This window comes from Leisingera sp. G5_S3_59_S7, assembly GCF_054968485.1.
The window spans coordinates 1-16,976 of the sequence record NZ_JBQKUH010000033.1 but is presented as its reverse complement, the minus strand read 5'-3'; the positions used below and the strand labels follow the sequence as shown (position 1 = coordinate 16,976).

The window sequence follows — 16,976 nt, the reverse complement described above, 5'->3', positions numbered from 1 at the left end:
CCGCTTCAGCGTTACTCCTTGGGGGGCGGGACTGAGTGGGCCGCAACCAAAGTGTCCAGGAACAGCTTGGTGATCCGGTTCATCGCCGGGCGCTTGCGGGTGACGGCGGCAAATTGGGATCTGTAGGAAATGGACTCCGGAAGCACTTTCCTCATCATGCCGCTGCGGACAAATTCGTCGGCCAGATGGTCCGGCAGGAACCCCAGGTAGCTGCCGGACATAACGAGGATCGCCAGCGCCTGTTCGTTCTGCACTTTGGCGGCGCGGCGGAAGCCGAGAGTCTGGCCGACAAACAGGTTGGGGGAGTTCACCCGGATGCCGGCGTAATTCGCCGCCTGCACATCCGCAAGACTGAGGCTGGAGTGGTCGCAATCCATGAACGGATGCCCCTTGCCGCAGTACAGGAACATGTCCTCGCCATAAAGCGGCGCGTAGTCCAGACTGGGGGAAGGCCGGTGCAGCGCCAGGATGCCGACATCAATCTTGCCGCCGATTACATTGGTTTCGATCACATTGGGCGGCTCCAGCGACAGGTCGATCTCAACCGCGGGGGCGGCCTTGTTAAAGGCGCGGATGGCTCCGGCGACATAGGCCTCGGGGTTGGAAGCGCATTGATCGAACAGCGCAATGCGCAGCGTGCCGGCCAGCTGCTGCTTGATTTCATTCACTTCCGCCCGGAAGTCGGCAACCGACACCAGAAGGGCCTCTGATGATTTCAGCACTTTGCTGCCCTCATCGGTCAGTGAAAACCCGGCCGGGCCGCGGTTGCACAGCTTCAGATCCAGCCGCAGCTCCAGATCCGCGATGTATTTGGAAATCGTGGATTTGCCGATGTTCAGCTCAGTTTCCGCCGCCGCCAGGCCGCCGCTTTCGGCCACGGCCTTGAACACGCGGAGCAATTTCAGATCGGCATCGGCAACATGCTGGAGGTGGGACTTGCGGTTCATCTATAGGTTCGTGATATGTGAAACTTTGCTTTCAAAAGTTTACATTCAAGAAACAAAGAACGCAATGTAGCTTCCCGCAGACCAAGGACGGATCGGACTGGCAATGACGCTGTGGAGGGCGGGCCAGCGCGCGCCTTGGACCCCAGAATGACAATACGGGAGGATATTATGTCATTTCTCAAGAAGGTCTGCACGCTGACCGCAGCCGTTTCTGCCGCCGCGATGCTGACGACCGGTGCGGTATCCGCCAAAAACTTCAAGATCGCCGTGGGCGACAGCGCGGGCAGCTCGCAGGAAGGCACCGGCAAATTCTTTATCGAAGCACTGGAGGAAAAATCCGGCGGCAAGCACACTGGCACCATGTTCCTGAACGGCCAGCTTGGCTCCGAGCAGGACACCGTGAACGAGGCTGCAATCGGCACCCTGGACATGTCGCTGCTGGCAATCAATAACGTCACCCCGTTCTCGCCGACCGTTGGCGTATTTACCTTGCCCTATGTCATCCTGAGCCTGGAAGACGCCGAGAAACTGACCCAGGGCCCGATTGGCCAGGAGCTGACCGAAAACACCATCCGGGACGCAGGCGTGCGCATCCTGGCGTGGACCTATACCGGCTTCCGCCGTCTGACCAACTCCAAGAAGCCGGTTACCACAGTTGCCGACCTGCAGGATCTGATCATCCGTGTTCCCAAGAACGAGATCATGATCGAAACCTACAAGTCCTGGGGCATCAACCCGACCCCGATGGCCTGGTCCGAGACCTTTACCGGCCTGCAGACCAAGGTGGTCGACGGTCAGGACAACCCTTACACCACCATCAACTCCATGAAGTTCTACGAAGTGCAGGAATATGTGACCAACCTGCGCTACATCTTCTCGATCGAGCCGCTGATTGTCTCTGAGGCGGTGTTCCAGGACCTGTCCGAAGAAGACCAGCAGATCCTGATCGAAGCGGGCAAGGAGGCCACCCTGAAATCGGCCCAGTACCTGCGCGACATCGAAGCCGAGATCAAGGATGAACTGGTCGCCAAGGGCATGCAGATCGACGATCCGGAAAATGACGAGGCGGAGTTCATCAAGCTGGCAACCGAAGCCGTTTGGCCGAAGTTCTATGACTCCATCGGCGGCGTTGAGAAAATGAATGCGGTGCTGACCGCCATCGGCCGCGACCCGGTTCAGTAAGCCTCTGGCAAACCTATAAAAAAAACGAAGCAGCGCTGCGGCGCTGCTTCGCACAGGGGAGGAGTGCATCATGTTCTGGAAATTTCTGGACAATATAGAAAGCTACATCTGCCGCCTATTGCTGTCCGGCTTTGTCATTCTGCTGTTTGTGCAGATCGTCTCACGCGAGGTGTTCGGCCATTCATTCTCGTGGATCGAGGAGCTGTCGGTCTACATGTTCGTCTGGTTCGTCTACTTCGGGGCCTCTTATGCGGCGCTGAAGGGGGCGCACAACCGGGTCACTTTCCAGTTCAAATTCCTGCCCTCGGGGTGGATCAAGTACATTGAGGCCTTTGCCGACCTCTTCTGGCTGTTCTTCAACTGTTACTTCCTGTGGCTGGCCACCGATTTTGTCTTCAACAAGATGAACAAGTTCTGGAAGTCGCAGACCTTGGGCATCGAGATGAAGTACATCTACATGGTGCTGCCCATCGCCTTTGCCCTGATGACGATCCGCATTCTGCAGGTGAATTACCGCAAGCTGATCCGCGGCGAAGACATCCACGATCCCGACCAGATCGACCTTGATGAAATCAAGGCCGCCGCTGGCGCGGACAACCGCACGTAACCGGGAGGGACAGGACTATGGAAACCGAAATCGTCACGATCCTGTTTGGATCCTTTTTGCTGCTGCTGCTTTTGGGCGCGCCGATCACCGTTGCGCTGGGGGTGTCGTCGCTGATCTCGTTCCTCTATCTGGACGAAAACCCGATCAAATTCGTGCAGATCGCCTTTACCTCTGTCGGGTCGTTCCCGCTGATGGCGCTGCCTGCCTTTATCCTGGCCGGTGCGCTGATGGAGGCCGCGGGGATCTCCAAGCGCCTGATCAACGTGGCCGAAAGCCTGGCGGGACCGTTCACCGGCGGGATTTCCGCCGCAACCGTGATGGCCTGCCTGTTCTTTGGCGCCATCTCCGGCTCCGGCCCGGCCACCACCGCGGCCGTCGGCATGCTGATGATCCCGGCCATGATCAACCGCGGTTACGAAAAGGGTTATGCTTCTGCTATCACGGCGTCCTCCGGCGGCCTGGGTATCATCATTCCCCCGTCGATCCCGATGGTGATCTTCGGCATCGCGGCGCTTGGCTTTACGGCACCGCCCGAAGCGGTCGAGAAGTTCGGCACCTTCCAGTCGGTTTCGATCTCGAAACTCTTCATTGCCGGCTTCGTGCCTGCCTTCCTGATCGCCACCAGCCTGCTGATCCTGAACTTCTTCATGTCGAAGAAACGCGGGTACAAAGGATCTGCCGATGGCTGGTCAATCCGCAATGTCGGCTGCGAGATGTACCGCGGGTTCTGGTCGCTGATGGCACCACTGGTCATCCTGGGCGGTATCTACACCGGGTTCTTCACCCCGACTGAGGCGGCCATCGTGGCGATCTTCTATACCCTGGTGGTTGGCGTCTTTATCTACCGCGAACTGACCTGGTCGTCGCTGTTCCAGTCGCTGGAAGCCACGACCTGGCTGACGGGCCGCGTGCTCTTGATCCTGTTCACCGCGACCGTGTTCGGCCGCCTGCTGGTGGAAAACCAGATCCCGGCGCTGATTGCGGACAGCATGCTGAGCTTTACCCAGAATCTCTATGTGATCTGGGCGCTGATCATCTTCTTCCTGCTGTTTGTCGGCATGTTCATGGAGACGCTGGCGACGATCCTGATCCTGGTGCCAGTGATGCTGCCGGTGGCTTACTCGGTGGGTATCGACCCGATCCATTTCGGCGTGGTGATGGTCTGCACCCTGGGCATCGGCTTCCAGACGCCGCCCTTGGGGGAGAACCTGTTCATCGCTTCGGGCATCTCCAACATCTCGATCGAGACGATCTCGCTGCGCGCCCTGCCCTTTGCGGCGGTGAACACGATTGCGATCTTCATCATCGCCTTCTTCCCGGAACTCTCGCTGTGGCTGCCGCGGCTGTTCGGCTATTGATCAGAAAGGATCCGATATGAAACCGATGATCACCAGCATCCTGTTTGCCACCGATCTGTCGCATAACTCCACCCTGGCGCTGCGGCATGCCGCCAGCCTGGCCCATGCGACCGGGGCGGAAATCCATGTGCTGCATGTGAATGAGCCGATTTCCGAGGATGCCCGCATCACCTTTGAGATGTTTGTGCTGAACGAAGAGACCCGCAAGTCCGCGGCCCGGCGGCGGCATGAGATGGTCAAGCAGATCCTGGCCGAGCGGCAGGCGCGGTTCTGGGCGTCTTTTGAAGGCGACGAGGCCAAGATCCGCGATCAGGTCACCTCTGTCGAGGTGACCGACGGCCACCCGGCAGAGGTGATCCTGCGCCGCTCGGTCGAACTGGGCTGCGATCTGATCGTGCTGGGCGCCCATGACCACGGGTTTTCCCACACCTTCCTGGGCACCGTGGCCAAGCGCGTCCTGCGCCGGTCGCAGATCCCGACGCTGGTAGTGCCCTACCAGAACGGCGAAGACGAGGACTGATCCTCCCCGCGGGCGGCAGCCCCCTGGCCGCCTGCGAAAGGCCATCCCTGCAGAAGGTCTCAACCCTTTGCAGGGATGGTTCTGACGTCCGGGTGCAGGTTTTCGTAGGGGAAGGTTCCCAGATCGCAGGGAAACACACCGGGAGCGGCAACCGGATAGACCGCGCTGGCAACGGGCTCGAAGTCGGCGCGGAAATGGGCGGTGCTTTTCACGCAGACCGTGCGGTATGCGGCGGGGTCCAGTCCGATATGGGTGAAATGCGCCAGATCCAGGCATTGGTTGCGGATACTGGTGACGACAAGGGTGATACCCGCCTGTGTCCCGTGCAGTTTCAACACCGCCGTGAGGCCCAGCGTCGCGGTCCCGCCGCCGTACATTTCCCCGGTGTAACGGCAGCTGCCGCCGCCTAGCGCAACCACCTGAAATTCAGCGTCAAACGGCTGGTCTCCCGCCGCGCCGGAACGCCCGCCAAGGGCGATGCGGAAGACGCTGCCCTGTCCCGCCTCATGCGCCGCTGCGGCGGCCTGGGGATCATGGAACAGGCCCATCAGCACGTCTTGCGCTCCGGCGTTTGCCAGCGCCGCCAGCAGCCCGGTGGTGTCAGAGGTGCCGCCCGCGCCGGGGTTGTCCTGCACGTCGGCCAGCACCACCGGCTTGCGCGTGCGCGGCTGGCAGGCGGTCTCTGCCGCTTGTCCGGGCGTCAGCATCGGGTGGTCCGAGTGCGCTTCCATCCTTTCGAACAGTCCGGCGATATGGTCCGCCGCCCGCGCTGCGGCGGCGGCAGCCCGGGCATAGGCGACGCAGGAGGGCCGGGTGTCCGGGAAATCCGCCGCGGTGAACCCCAGCGCGATGTCCGCCAGAACACCCGCCTGTTCCAGCGGCGGCAGCGCGTCATAGAGCTCCCGCCCCGGTGTGGCGCCGGTATACTGCGCGTGCAGCGGGATCAGGTAGTCCATCTGCCGGAATGCCTTGTGCAGCGTCCCGCCCGCCAGCAGGTGCCGCAGCACCGGCACGCAGCGGGCACCGGTTTCGGCCATATCCAGATGCGGATAGGTGCGGTAGATCGCGATGTAGTCTGCCAGCTCCACCGAGGCGGCTGAAATATTGGCGTGCAGGTCGAGACTGACCGCGATGGGCAGCCCCGGCCCGGCCCAGGCGCGCAGCCGCCGCAGGATTTCGCCTTCGCCGTCCGGGTGGCTTTCGGTCACCATCGCCCCGTGCAGATCAAGAAAGATGCCATTGAGCGGCCCGGCAGCGTGCAGCCCGTCCAGGATCTTGGCGCAGATGGTGTCAAATGCGTGATCGGTCACATGCGCCGAAGGTTCCGCCGCGCACCACAGGATGGGGGCCAGCTCCATCCCGGCTTCCTCCGCCGCCTTGGCAAATCCCGCGATGGGCAGGTTCATGCCGCGGGTTTCGCGGATCACCGCGTCCCCGTCCAGCATGGCGGGCCAGGAATCCGCCATCTCGAACTCTGCCAGCCCGGCCTTGGTGGTGCCGAAGCAGTTGGTTTCATGCTGAAAGCCTGCAATGGCGATCCGCGGTTTGGCCTGCATCAATTCTGCTCCTGCGCCCAGACGGTCCGCCCGCGGCGGATGGTGCGGGTGACTTTGGTGGTGTCGATCAGGTCCGGATCGTCAAGCGGATTGCGGTTCAGCACCGCAAAATCCGCCAGTTTGCCGGGTTCGATGGAACCGCGGGTGTCTTCCTGAAACACCTGCCAGGCGGCCTCGATGGTCTGGGCGCGCAAGGCTGACAGGGTGCTGATCCGCTGCGCCTCGCCCAGCCGCCGTCCGCTGGCGGTCAGCCGGTTCACCGCGCAATGGGCCAGGTGGATCGGCCGCGTCGGCGTGACGGATGCGTCGTTGTGGATGGTGTAGCGCACGCCGTAACGCTCAGCCGAGGCGCAGGGGGAAATCCGTTCCGCCCGCTCCGGCCCCAGGAAGGTATCGTAATGGCGGTCGCCCCAGAAATGCACATGTGCCGGGAAGAAACTTACGGTGATGCCGAGCTTCGCCATCTGCTGCAATTGGTCGTCGCGCAAGGCTTGCCCGTGGATGATGGTGTGGCGGTGATCGGCGCGCGGGTTGTCCTTTAGCGCCGCCGCCACCGCGTCGATGAACATCTGCGCACCTGCGTCGCCGTTGCAGTGGCAGTGGATCTGAACGCCCAGATCATGCAGTTTTTTCACCTCGCGCCGGTGTTCGGCAGCATCCGCATAAGGCATCCCGCAGGGGTGCGCCGGATCCACCGGCTTGTGGTAAGGCGCGCTGAGCAAGGCGGTCTGCAATTGGAACGCCCCGTCGGTGAACAGCTTGCGCGGCCCAAGAGTGAAATGCGGGTTGCCAGGCCACTTCAGCGCATCCGGGCCGCGGCTCAGCTCAGGCTCCAGTTCCCCGATTGGCAGCAGCATCAGGTCATAGCCGGGGTCCTGATCGGCTGGCAGCGAGGCGAAATGCTCCAGCATCGCCCGCGTGGCCCAGGCGTTCTGGGCGTAAGTGACGCCATGCGCCAGGTATTCATCGCGGCAGCTGTCGAACCCGGCCCAGAACCGTTCGCGGTCAATCAGGAAATCGGTATCGCCCATCTCTCCCATCGCTGACAGGCCTTCGATCAGCCCGGTCAGCGCGCCGGTCTCCGGGTTGCGTCCAAATCGCCCGCCCAGAGGGTCCGGCGTGTCGCGGTTCACGCCGTGGCGCTTCAGCGCCAGCGAGTTTGCAGATCCGTTGTGGCCTGAGGCATGGATCACCCAGATGGGATGTTCGTTTGAGACATTGTCCAACTCGGCGCGTGTGGGCATCCTGACCTCGGCAATGGCGGTATTGTCGAACAGCACCCCCATCACCCATTCCCCCGCAGGGGTTTCCGCTGCTTTGGCCCGCAGCCGGTCCAGCGCGGTGGGGATGTCAGGGCAGTCGCCACTGGGGGCAGAGGCGAGGTTGACCCGGAACAACCGGATGAAGCCGGGATCGGGGAAATGCCCGTGCGGGTCGATGAAGGCGGGGATCAGGGACTGGCCTTGCAAATCCACCTCATGAGTGCCCGCAGGCATCTGCGCGCGCAGTTCACCCTCGGCGCCAACAGCGCGGATAGCTTCACCTTCGGTCAGCACCGCCTGGGCGCAGGAATTGGCCGCGTCCATCGTCAGGACAGCGCCGTTGAAATACAATGTGCTGGTCATGGTCTTTCAGATTTTGAGGGGTTTCGAACGGGGCCGTCAGTTTAGCGGTGCCAAGCAGCGCAGGCCGTGGCCGTTTTCGGTCTCCCACCGCGGGGTTTGCATGCAGATGTCCTGGGCAAACGGGCAGCGCTCGCGGAACTCGCAACCCTTGGGGCGGCGCAGCAGGCTGGGCGGCTCGCCCTTCAGGGCAATGCGTTCCAGCCGGGCGTCGGGGTCGGGTTCCGGGTTCGCCGACAGCAGGCAGCGGGTATAGGGATGGCGGGGCTCCTTGAAGATCGCCTCGGTGGTGCCTTCCTCGACCAGCCGGCCCAGGTACATGATGCCCATCCGGTCGGCCACGTGGCGCACGACGTTCAGGTTGTGGGTGATGATCACCATTGCCAGCCCCAGCCGTTCACGCAGGTCGTTCATCAGATTCAGAAGCTCCCCCTGCACCGACACGTCCAGGCCCGCGGTGGGCTCATCCGCCAGGATCAGCTTGGGCTCCAGCGCCAGCGCGCGGGCGACGCCCACCCGCCGCGCCTGCCCGCCCGACAGCTGATAGGGATAGCGGTCGGCGAAATGCGCAGGCAGGTTCACCATCTCCAAGAGGCGCTTGGCCTCGGCGGCCAGATCGCGGTCCTTCATGCCTTGGATGCGGTAGGGCTCGGTGATCAGGCTGCGGATCGTGAGGCGCGGCGACAGCGAGCCGACCGGGTCCTGGAACATCATCGCGATGTCCTTGCGCAGGGGGCGCAGTTCCCGTTCCGAGGCGCCGCGGATCTCCCGGCCCTCGAATTTCACAGATCCCTCCTGCGCCGGCGCCAGCCCGGCAATCGCGCGGATCACCGTGGTCTTGCCGGAGCCGCTCTCGCCCACCAGCGCATAGGTTTCGCCGGGTTCGACGGTGAAGCTGACACCGGCCAGCACGTTGACCGGTCCATAGCTGGTCTTGAGGTTGTTTACATCCAGCAGGCTCATTCCGCGGCCTCCTTGTGGTTCAGCCAGCAGGCGGCGTGGTGGCCGTCCTTCAGCTGTGTCAGCGGTGGGACTTCTGCCGCGCAGCGCGGCATGGCCTGGTCGCAACGGTCGCGGAAGATGCAGCCGCCGGGCAGGTTGGCCAGATCCGGCACCTCGCCCGGGATGGTGGGCAGCACGCGGGCACGCTCCTTGATGTGGCCCGGGTCGCAGTCGATCAGGCGGCGGGTGTAGGGGTGCTTGGGATCGTGGAAGATCTCGCGCACCTCGCCGCTTTCGACCACGGCCCCCGCATACATCACCACCACCCGGTCGCAGAGTTCTGCAATCACCCCCAGATGATGCGAGATGAACAGGATGGCGCAGTCGAATTCCTGCTGCAGCTCTTGCAGGCGCTCGATGATCTGCACCTCCAGCGTGGCATCCAGCGCCGTGGTCGGCTCATCCGCGATCAGCAGGTCCGGTTCCGACATCAGCGCCATGGCGATGGCAATCCGCTGCCGCATGCCGCCGGAGAACTCATGCGGGAACTGGTCCAGCCGCGCCTCCGGGTCCGGGATGCCGACGGCACCCAGCATCTGCGCGGCGCGCGCCCGTTTCTCGGCCTTGGACGCCTTGGAGCGGTGCTGGATATCCAGCATCTGCTGGCCGATGGACAGCACCGGGTTGTGGGTCTGCATCGGGTCCTGGAACACGATGGAAATATCGGCGCCGCGCAAGGCCCGCATCCTGCGCTCCGGCAGTTGCAGCAGATCGTCCCCCTTGAACCGCACCTCGCCCTGCCGGAACCGGGTGTTCGGGGCGGTCAGCCGCAGGATCGAGGAGATCAGGGTGGACTTGCCGCATCCCGACTCGCCGACGATGCCGACAATCTCGCCCTTGCGGACGTCGAAGGAGATATCGCGCAAGGCTTTCAAGTCGCCGCGGGCGGTCTCGTAGTCGACGCTGAGGCGGTCGATTTCCAGAAGCGTATCACTCATCTCTGTTTCCTCAGTTTCGGGTCAACCACGTCACGCAGGGACTCGCCCAGGAAGGTGAAGCCCAGCGTTGCCAGGATGATCGGCAGCCCGCCGCCCACCACCAGCCAAGGGGTCTGGCGGATCAGCGAATAGCCGTCTTTCAGCAGCGCGCCCCAGCTTGGCGTCGGCGGTTTCACCCCGAGGCCGAGGAAGGACAGTCCCGCCTCCAGCGCGATCACCGTGGGAATATCCATCGCCGCCAGCACCGCCAGCACGCCAACGATGTTGGGCAGCATGTGCACGCCCAGGATGCGTTTCATGCTGGCGCCCATGGAGCGTTCGGCCAGGATAAACTCTGAATTGCGCAAGGTGAGCGTCTGGGTCCGTGCCACCCGGCCATAGGTCGGGATCGAGGTTGCCATCACCACAAACACCACGGTTTGCAGGCTCGGCCCTACCAGCGCCACCACCGCCAGGGCAAACATCACCGTCGGGAAGGAGCGGATGGTGTCGAAGAACAGCATCAGCAGGTTGTCGAGCCACTTCGGCCCGTAGCCGGCGATCATGCCCAGCGTGAGGCCGATGGCCATGGCGCCGAAGACCGCGGGCAGCGCGACTTTCAGCGCAACCTGACCGCCCATCACGACGCGCGAAAACGTGTCGCGGCCCAGCTGGTCGGTGCCCAGAAGATGCGCGGCGGAGGGGCCTTGCAGGCGGTCCTTGATGTTCATCGCGACCGGATCGTAAGGAACGATCCAGACAGCAAAGATGGCACAGAAAACGATGGTGCCGACGATGATCAGCCCCATCAGCCCCAACGGGTCGCGGGCGACGCCGTGGAGGATCTGGCCCAGCTCGGACCGGGATTTGTGGGTGCGGCCGGGCGCAGCGGCCGGCTGTGTTCCGGATTGAACCTCAGACATTACAGTCTCCTCAAGCCGCCGTGCGGGCGCGGGGATCGAGCCAGGCGTTGATCAGGTCAGCCAGCGCGGTGGACACCACGAACAGGCCGGTCGAAATCAGCACCGATCCCATCACGATCGGGTAGTTGCGGGTGGTGATGCTGTCGATCACCAGCTTGCCCAGGCCGGGGCGGGCAAAGACGATCTCGGCAAAGACGGCGGAGCTGAGCAGAAAGCCCATGCCGACGCCGATTACCGTGACCACCGGCAGGATGGCGATGCGGAGCGCATAAACCATCACAACGCGGCGTTCATGAATGCCGAAGGCGCGGGCGGTGCGGATGTGGCTCTCGCCCATCACCTCCAGCATCGAGGCGCGCACCAGCCGGGCGATATAGCCCACCCAGCTGAGACCGATGGCAAAGGCGGGCAGCACCAGGTGATTGAGGCGGTCCCAGAAACCTTCGCCTGCGCCGATGGCCGGGAACCATTGCAGGTGCACCGCAAAGATCAGCAGCGACAGCAGCGCGACGACAAAGGCGGGCGCGGCGACGAAACTGACGGAAATGGCGGCTGTGATCCGGTCGATCACCGTATTGGGATGCGCAGCCGCATATGCGCCAAGCGCAATGCCAAGCGTGGCGGACCAGGTGATCGACCCCAGGATCAGCCACAGTGTGTGAGGCAGCTGCTGGAATACAATCTCGGTCACCGACCGGCCCGAGAACACATCAATCCCCAGATCGCCCTGCATCAGGTTGCCATAGAAGATCAGCAGCTGTTTCCAGATCGGCTGATCCAGCGCCAGCTCTGCCGTCAGCCGCGCCTGCAGCTCTGGCGTGGCGCGCGGGCCCAGCATGATCTGGACCGGATCGCCGGGGACGGCGCGGATCATCAGGAACATGACGGTGACCGCCACGATCAGGATCAGCAGTGCCAGCCCGAACCGCCGGGTTGCATAAAGTAACATGGCCGCATGGCCCCCTTGTCTTCGCTGTGCGGATGAAAACGGCACGGCTGCGCCGCATTATGCAGCCGTGCCAAGTCAGGCCCGGCGGGAGGACCGGGCCTGAGGGGAGTGTCAGGCCTTGCCGAAGTAGCGCAAGAGCGCCAGCCCGTCAGGCCTCAATGCAGGCACTACTCCGGCGGAATGCACCACTGGCGTCGCCTCATGGGTCAGGAAACGGTAGGCCCCGCTTTCCTCCATCAGGTCCTGCGCCCGCCGGTACATCTCGTCCCGCTTGGCCTGGTCGGTCAGCTGCGCGGCCTCGGCATGGATCTTGTCGAACTCGTCGTTGCTGAACTGTTCCCAATTCCAGTGGCCGACCTGTTCGGTGGTGAACCAGGAAGTCGCGTAATACGGGTCCGGGGTCATCGAGTAGCGGTTCAGCACCAGCTGCAGATCCTCGTTATCCGCGCTGGCCCAGAAGGCGCCGGATTCCAGCACGTTCACCTCTACCGTGATGCCGATCTGCGCCAGTGTCGCCTGGATCACCTGCGCCGCGGTGGTGAAGGTGGTTTTGTTCAGCGTGTCGAGCTTCAGCGTGACGTTGGTTTCACCGGATTCCGCCAACAGGTCCGCGGCCTTGGCAAAATCCGCTTGCGGCGGCACCAGCGATTGCGGTCGGTTCCCGACCAGACCCGGTGCGATGATGCCGGTGGAGGGTTCCACGGCGCCGAAATAGGCCGCTTCCAGGACCGAGGGCACGTCGATGGCATGCTGAATCGCCTGGCGCAGTTTTTTGTTCAGCAGTTTGGGGTGATCCAGGTTCATGCCCAGCCAGGCGTAATAGAGTGACGGGTACTCCAGCAGCGTGCCGCCGTTCGGCACCCCGTCCCGGTAGCGCGCGACCGAGCCGAGTGAGACGCGGGTAAAGTCCAGTTCTCCGGCCTCGAATGCGATCTCGGCGGTGTTCTCGTCGTCGATCGGCAGGATCTCGATCGTGTCCCAGGCGGGGGCTTCGCCCTTCCAGTCCGGGTTGCGCTTCAGCACGGTCTTTTCCTTGGGCGACCAGCTGTCGCGCAAGTAAGGGCCGGATTCTGCCAGCGGATCGGTTGTTGCCTTGCCGCCTGCGGCCTCCCAGGCCTTTTTGGACACGATATTGCCGGTGATATAGGGCAGCGCGATGCTCCACAGCGGGGCAAACGGCTCTTTCAGCACGATGGTGCCTTCACGCTCGCTGGTCACCTCGACATGGCTTAGCGGGCCCATGTCAGGTTTGTTCGGGCTTTCGGTCTCTTCCGCAACGATCCGCTCAAAGCTGAATTTCACGTCTTCGGCGGTCATTGCGCCGAAGCCGTTTGTGAACCCGATGTCATCGCGCAGTGCGAATTTGATGTGGGTTTCGTCGCCTTGCTCGATCATCGCGGCAGCGTCCATCTGCCAGTCCCATTCGCGGCCCGGCTTATACTGGATCAGCTTGTTGTAGATCGAGGCATGGATCTCCTCGTCGATCACACCCTTGGAAAAGGCCGGGTCGATGCTTTGCAGGTCGCCATAGGAGCGCACCCGCAGGGTACCGTCCGCGGTTGCCATCGCGCGGCTGCCCAGGCCCATCGGCAAGACGGCGGCCGCCCCCAGCGCGGTGGCGCCCTTCAGAAAATTGCGCCGTCCCACCGGCGCCTTGGTCCATTCGATCCTCATAGTGTCCTCCCTTGGATCAGATCCACTGAGCCCGCGAACCGGGGCCCTCTCCTGCTGCCGCTCGGTTTGCCGCCTCCACTCTCCAGCCCTCCCGGCCGGACCGCGGCTTGCCATACTCACGCGGCTTGGCTCCAGAAACGCCGGTTTCGCCGGATTCAAAACTGTGCAAACATGCGCGAACTGACACGGGATGATCCACACTCGCGTCAGAACGCGAAGGATATTGACGCTTGTCTGGGAATTTTTCAGAAAATCTGCGCTCGCTCTGCGCTGAGCATGGCAGCATTGCGCAGATCTGCCGCGAGATCGGCCTCAACCGCCAGCAGTTCAACCGCTACCTCAATGGCAGCAGCCTGCCCTCCGCGCACAACCTGCGCCGGATTGCCCGGTATTTCGCGATCCCGGAATCGCAGCTGTTTGCCGCGCAGTCAGAGTTTGAAGCCCGCCTCGCCGAGGCAGCCGGTCCCGCCACGCACAGCCCGGGCGAGGAATTCCTGGCGCCCTTCCGCGGACAGCAGCGCAATCTGAAACGCTACCTCGGCTTCTACCACGCCTATTTCCACACCCCCTCCTGGGGCGACGGCATCTTCTGCGCGCTGACCCGGTTCATAGAACAGGACGGGCTGATTCTGTCCCGCAACCTGGAAATTGCCCATGACCCGGAGCAGAGCATCCGGCAGATCTCGCGCTATCGGGGGCTGGTGGCGATGCGGGGCAACCGGCTGTTCATCACCGAGCACGAGCGTGCCCGTGAAGGCAGCGTGGCGCAGACCATCCTATTTTCGGCCCACCGGCAGCAGCTGAAATACCTGCGCGGCATGACCATGGGGCTGGCCTGGCGGCCGTTCCCCCGCCCCTATGCTGCGCGGACGATCTGGAAACGGCTGGATGAGCGGGTCACAGCGCGCGAGGCGATTGCCGCCTGCGGCGTTCACCCGGTGCGCAGCCCGCGGATTGACCCGACAGTCAGGAAATATCTGGAAACCCCGGCCAAGGAAGATCTGCCGGACATCAACGGCAGCTACCTGCTTTAAGGCTGCAACCCCGGTGAGAAAGGCGGCCCTTCGGCCGCCTTTTCTGTTTTATTTCCGGTTTCAGTTGCCTGAGCTGCTGTCATCGCTGCCGCCGGACAGGTTGCCGGGATCGAAGGCGCCGCCGAAGCCGGAGCTGCCGCCGGTTGCGGGCGCGCTTGGGGCCGGGGCGGGGCTGCCGCCCTGCTGCTCCAGCTGCTCCTGGCGGCGCAGCTCGCGCTGGCGGCGCAGCTCCTGGATGCGCTGTTCGGTCTCCAGCCGCTTCTGCTCCTGCACATCGGCGATGCATTGCGCCGGGCTGTAGACCGATGCGGTGCCGACCACCGCCACCGTGGCGCAGGCCACAACCACCAGCGCCACCGCCGCGGCGTTGGAGCTGAGGAAGCCGGGCAGCCGCAGCCTGCCGCTTTCCAGCTCCTCCACCGTGGCCTTCTGGCGCGCCGCCGCGACCAGCTCCTTGCGGCGGATCGAGGCCTCATTGGCCAATGCTGCAATCACCGTCAGCACCACGATGATGAAGGCCAGCGCCGAGATCGCGGGGGTGATGCCATAGCGCACCTTCTGCGCCAGCTCGATGGTCAGCGTCGGGTATTCGCCGAAGGTGAAGGTGGTGGTGTTGTAGTTCTCAAAGCTCGCCAGGAACGCCAGCACCGCGGCCGAGGCAATGGCGGGCCGCATGAACGGCAAGAGCACCTTGCGGAAGGCCTGGGCGTGGGTCGCGCCCAGATCCAGCGCCGCCTCGGTCAGCGCGATGTCATAGCGCTGCAGCCGTGCCACCAGCACCAGCATGCAGTAGCTGGCGATGAAGGTGGACTGGCCGATGATGGTCAGGAACAGACCGTTCGACAGCCAGCTGTCCGCCCCCAGCCCCAGCATCCGGTTGATCCGGTCCCAGAACACCAGGGTCGAGATCCCCAGCACCACGCCGGGAATGAGGATCGGCGCGATGATGATGGTGTAATAGGTCGCCCTGAGCTTGGGCCAGATCTGGGTCAGCATCAAGGCGCCCGCCAGCCCCATCGCCACCGACAGGACCACCGTGCCCGCCCCCACCAGGATCGAGTTCCAGATGCCGTTCAGGATCCGCTCGTCGCGGAACAGCGCCGCGAACCACTCGAAGGTCAGGCATTCCCAGGGCGTCATCCGCGGGAACGACGGCGAGTTGAAGGCGGTGGCCGACATGATCACCAGCGGGCCCAAGAGATAGGCAAAGAAGATCGCCAGATAGACCCACAGGCTCAGGCGCATAAAGGAGAAGGACTTCATTTGCCGATATCCCCCATGTTCACCTTAAAGAGCCGCATGACGGCCAGCACCAGCAGGATACAGGTGACCAGCAGCACCACCGCATAGGCTGCGCCCTGCGGCCAGTCGGAGTTGTCGTTGAACTGCTGATAGATCAGCTGGGTGAACCACAAGCTGGACGGCCCGCCCAGGATCTGCGGCGCCGCCAGCGCGCCCGCCGACAGCATGAACACCATGGTGCAGCCCGAGCTGATGCCCGGCTTGGCATAGGGGATGACCACCCTGCGGTGGATCTTGGTCCAGCTGGCGCCCATGTCCCGCGCTGCCTCGATCTGGTTGCGGTCCAGGCTCTCGATCACATTGTAGATCGGGAAGATCATCAAGAGGATGTAGGCGTAGCCCAGACCCGCATAGAGCGCGATGTCATTGCGGATGAAGTCGAAGGGCGTGTCGAAAATCCCCAGGCCGACCAGGGCGTTGTTCAGAACCCCGGTCTCGCCGAAGATGATCCGCAGGGCAAAGGCGCGCAGGATCTCGTTGATCCAGTAGGGGATGATCAGCATCAGCGCGAAGATGCGGATGTGATTGCCCTTGGTCTGGGCCAGGTAATAGGCGATCGGGTAGCACAGGATCAGGTTGAAGAGGGTGACGCAGACCGCCGCCACCAGGGTGCGGAAGAACACCTTGAGGTCGACCGCGTTATAGTCCTGGCTGCCGCCCTCGGGGCCGTAGATCAGGTATTTGTAATTCTCCAGCGTGTAGACGTCCCTGGGCCCGCCGATTTCCGGCGGCGGCAGGTTGGGGCGGAAGGAAAAGTCGAGCATCGACAGCTGCGGCAGGATGATGAGGCCGATGGTCCAGAACAGGACCAGCCCCAGCATCAGGCTGCCCATGCCGGTGCCGTTGCGTTTGAAGAACTCCCTCAGGAAGCTTGGCATGATCCGGGCCTCCTCATTCCGCGGCCAGCTCGCCCGCAGGCACGATGACGGCGTTTTTCGTCTCGTATTCCAGGGTGATGTTCTGGCCGGTGTGATCGTCGAACGACTGGCCCAGGTTGGGGATCGAGACCTTCAGCTCCTTGCCGCCGTCGCCTTCCATGAAGATGTTGAAGGCATTGCCCTCGAACTCCTCGTGGTTGACGCGGGCGGTGACGAAGTGATCGCCGCTGGCCCCCTGCGGCGCCAGCGCAAAGGCCTCCGGGCGGATGAACATCATCGCCTCGTCGCCCTCTTTCATCCTGCCCTGGTTGGCACTGGAAATGCGCGCCACCAGCTCGCCGGAGCGGTTGGTGGCGATCAGCGCCTCATCGCCCATCACCCGCTTGATCCTGCCGCGGAAGACGTTGTTTTCGCCCACAAAAGACGCGGCAAAGGCGGTGGCGGGGTCATTGTAGATGGTCTTGCCGTCACCGATCTGGTCGATCACGCCCGCCTTCATCACCGC

At 63.3% G+C, this 16,976-nt stretch carries 16 protein-coding genes; 5 read left to right on the top strand and 11 right to left on the bottom strand.

Translation table 11 applies throughout. The annotated features are described in order from the left end of the window. Window positions 1-11: 11 nt before the first annotated feature. A complete protein-coding gene (locus ACTRWG_RS14745) occupies window positions 12-947 on the bottom strand; it encodes a LysR family transcriptional regulator (protein WP_462829505.1) in 936 nt (311 codons plus the stop codon). A gap of 168 nt (window positions 948-1,115) precedes the next feature. Between ACTRWG_RS14745 and ACTRWG_RS14740 the strand changes: the two genes are divergently transcribed. The 4 genes from ACTRWG_RS14740 (at window position 1,116) to ACTRWG_RS14725 (ending at window position 4,614) form a co-directional block, all read left to right on the top strand. Continuing rightward, window positions 1,116-2,129 (top strand): TRAP transporter substrate-binding protein, encoded by a 1,014-nt coding sequence (locus ACTRWG_RS14740; protein ID WP_027234057.1) that lies wholly within the window; start codon window positions 1,116-1,118, stop codon window positions 2,127-2,129. Window positions 2,130-2,199: 70 nt separating this feature from the next. Then, window positions 2,200-2,736 carry a TRAP transporter small permease gene (locus tag ACTRWG_RS14735; protein ID WP_027234058.1) on the top strand — a complete coding sequence of 179 codons (537 nt, stop codon included), beginning with the start codon at window positions 2,200-2,202 and terminating at the stop codon, window positions 2,734-2,736. A 17-nt stretch (window positions 2,737-2,753) separates the two neighbouring features. After that, the gene (locus ACTRWG_RS14730; RefSeq protein ID WP_027234059.1) at window positions 2,754-4,094 is read left to right on the top strand and encodes a TRAP transporter large permease; all 1,341 of its coding nucleotides are present in this window, start codon (window positions 2,754-2,756) and stop codon (window positions 4,092-4,094) included. A 16-nt stretch (window positions 4,095-4,110) separates the two neighbouring features. Continuing rightward, on the top strand, window positions 4,111-4,614 hold the full coding sequence (locus ACTRWG_RS14725; protein ID WP_027234060.1) for a universal stress protein: 504 nt from the start codon (window positions 4,111-4,113) through the stop codon (window positions 4,612-4,614). A gap of 59 nt (window positions 4,615-4,673) precedes the next feature. Here the strand turns inward: ACTRWG_RS14725 and ACTRWG_RS14720 are convergent, their stop codons facing one another. The 7 genes from ACTRWG_RS14720 to ACTRWG_RS14690 all read right to left on the bottom strand — a co-directional run bounded on the left by ACTRWG_RS14720 (window position 4,674) and on the right by ACTRWG_RS14690 (window position 13,257). After that, window positions 4,674-6,170: a M81 family metallopeptidase gene (locus ACTRWG_RS14720; RefSeq protein ID WP_036796825.1), complete on the bottom strand. Its 1,497-nt coding sequence runs from the start codon at window positions 6,168-6,170 to the stop codon at window positions 4,674-4,676. Further along, window positions 6,170-7,795 carry an amidohydrolase gene (locus ACTRWG_RS14715; RefSeq protein WP_462829504.1) on the bottom strand — a complete coding sequence of 542 codons (1,626 nt, stop codon included), beginning with the start codon at window positions 7,793-7,795 and terminating at the stop codon, window positions 6,170-6,172. The genes ACTRWG_RS14720 and ACTRWG_RS14715 overlap by 1 nt, the downstream gene beginning before the upstream one ends. A gap of 36 nt (window positions 7,796-7,831) precedes the next feature. Beyond that, complete coding sequence (locus ACTRWG_RS14710) at window positions 7,832-8,755, bottom strand: ABC transporter ATP-binding protein (RefSeq protein ID WP_027234063.1); 924 nt, start codon at window positions 8,753-8,755, stop codon at window positions 7,832-7,834. After that, window positions 8,752-9,732: an ABC transporter ATP-binding protein gene (locus ACTRWG_RS14705; RefSeq protein WP_027234064.1), complete on the bottom strand. Its 981-nt coding sequence runs from the start codon at window positions 9,730-9,732 to the stop codon at window positions 8,752-8,754. The genes ACTRWG_RS14710 and ACTRWG_RS14705 overlap by 4 nt, the downstream gene beginning before the upstream one ends. After that, window positions 9,729-10,634, bottom strand: coding sequence for an ABC transporter permease (locus ACTRWG_RS14700; protein ID WP_051357657.1), 906 nt, complete (start codon window positions 10,632-10,634; stop codon window positions 9,729-9,731). Before ACTRWG_RS14700 ends, ACTRWG_RS14705 begins: the two co-directional genes overlap by 4 nt. Window positions 10,635-10,644: 10 nt before the next feature. Then, on the bottom strand, window positions 10,645-11,583 hold the full coding sequence (locus ACTRWG_RS14695; RefSeq protein WP_027234066.1) for an ABC transporter permease: 939 nt from the start codon (window positions 11,581-11,583) through the stop codon (window positions 10,645-10,647). Between the two features lie 111 nt (window positions 11,584-11,694). Then, on the bottom strand, window positions 11,695-13,257 hold the full coding sequence (locus ACTRWG_RS14690) for an ABC transporter substrate-binding protein (protein ID WP_462829502.1): 1,563 nt from the start codon (window positions 13,255-13,257) through the stop codon (window positions 11,695-11,697). Between the two features lie 230 nt (window positions 13,258-13,487). On the opposite strand from ACTRWG_RS14690, the gene ACTRWG_RS14685 reads away from it, so the two are divergent. Then, window positions 13,488-14,291: a helix-turn-helix transcriptional regulator gene (locus ACTRWG_RS14685; protein WP_027234068.1), complete on the top strand. Its 804-nt coding sequence runs from the start codon at window positions 13,488-13,490 to the stop codon at window positions 14,289-14,291. Between the two features lie 60 nt (window positions 14,292-14,351). On the opposite strand, the gene ACTRWG_RS14680 is transcribed toward ACTRWG_RS14685, so the two are convergent. The 3 genes from ACTRWG_RS14680 to ACTRWG_RS14670 all read right to left on the bottom strand — a co-directional run. Then, complete coding sequence (locus ACTRWG_RS14680; RefSeq protein ID WP_462829501.1) at window positions 14,352-15,554, bottom strand: ABC transporter permease; 1,203 nt, start codon at window positions 15,552-15,554, stop codon at window positions 14,352-14,354. Further along, window positions 15,551-16,471, bottom strand: a complete 921-nt coding sequence (locus tag ACTRWG_RS14675; protein WP_259957227.1) for an ABC transporter permease — start codon at window positions 16,469-16,471, stop codon at window positions 15,551-15,553. The genes ACTRWG_RS14680 and ACTRWG_RS14675 overlap by 4 nt, the downstream gene beginning before the upstream one ends. Before the next feature lie 13 nt (window positions 16,472-16,484). Then, on the bottom strand, window positions 16,485-16,976 hold a 492-nt coding region (locus ACTRWG_RS14670), incomplete at its 5' end, for a TOBE domain-containing protein (protein ID WP_462829500.1).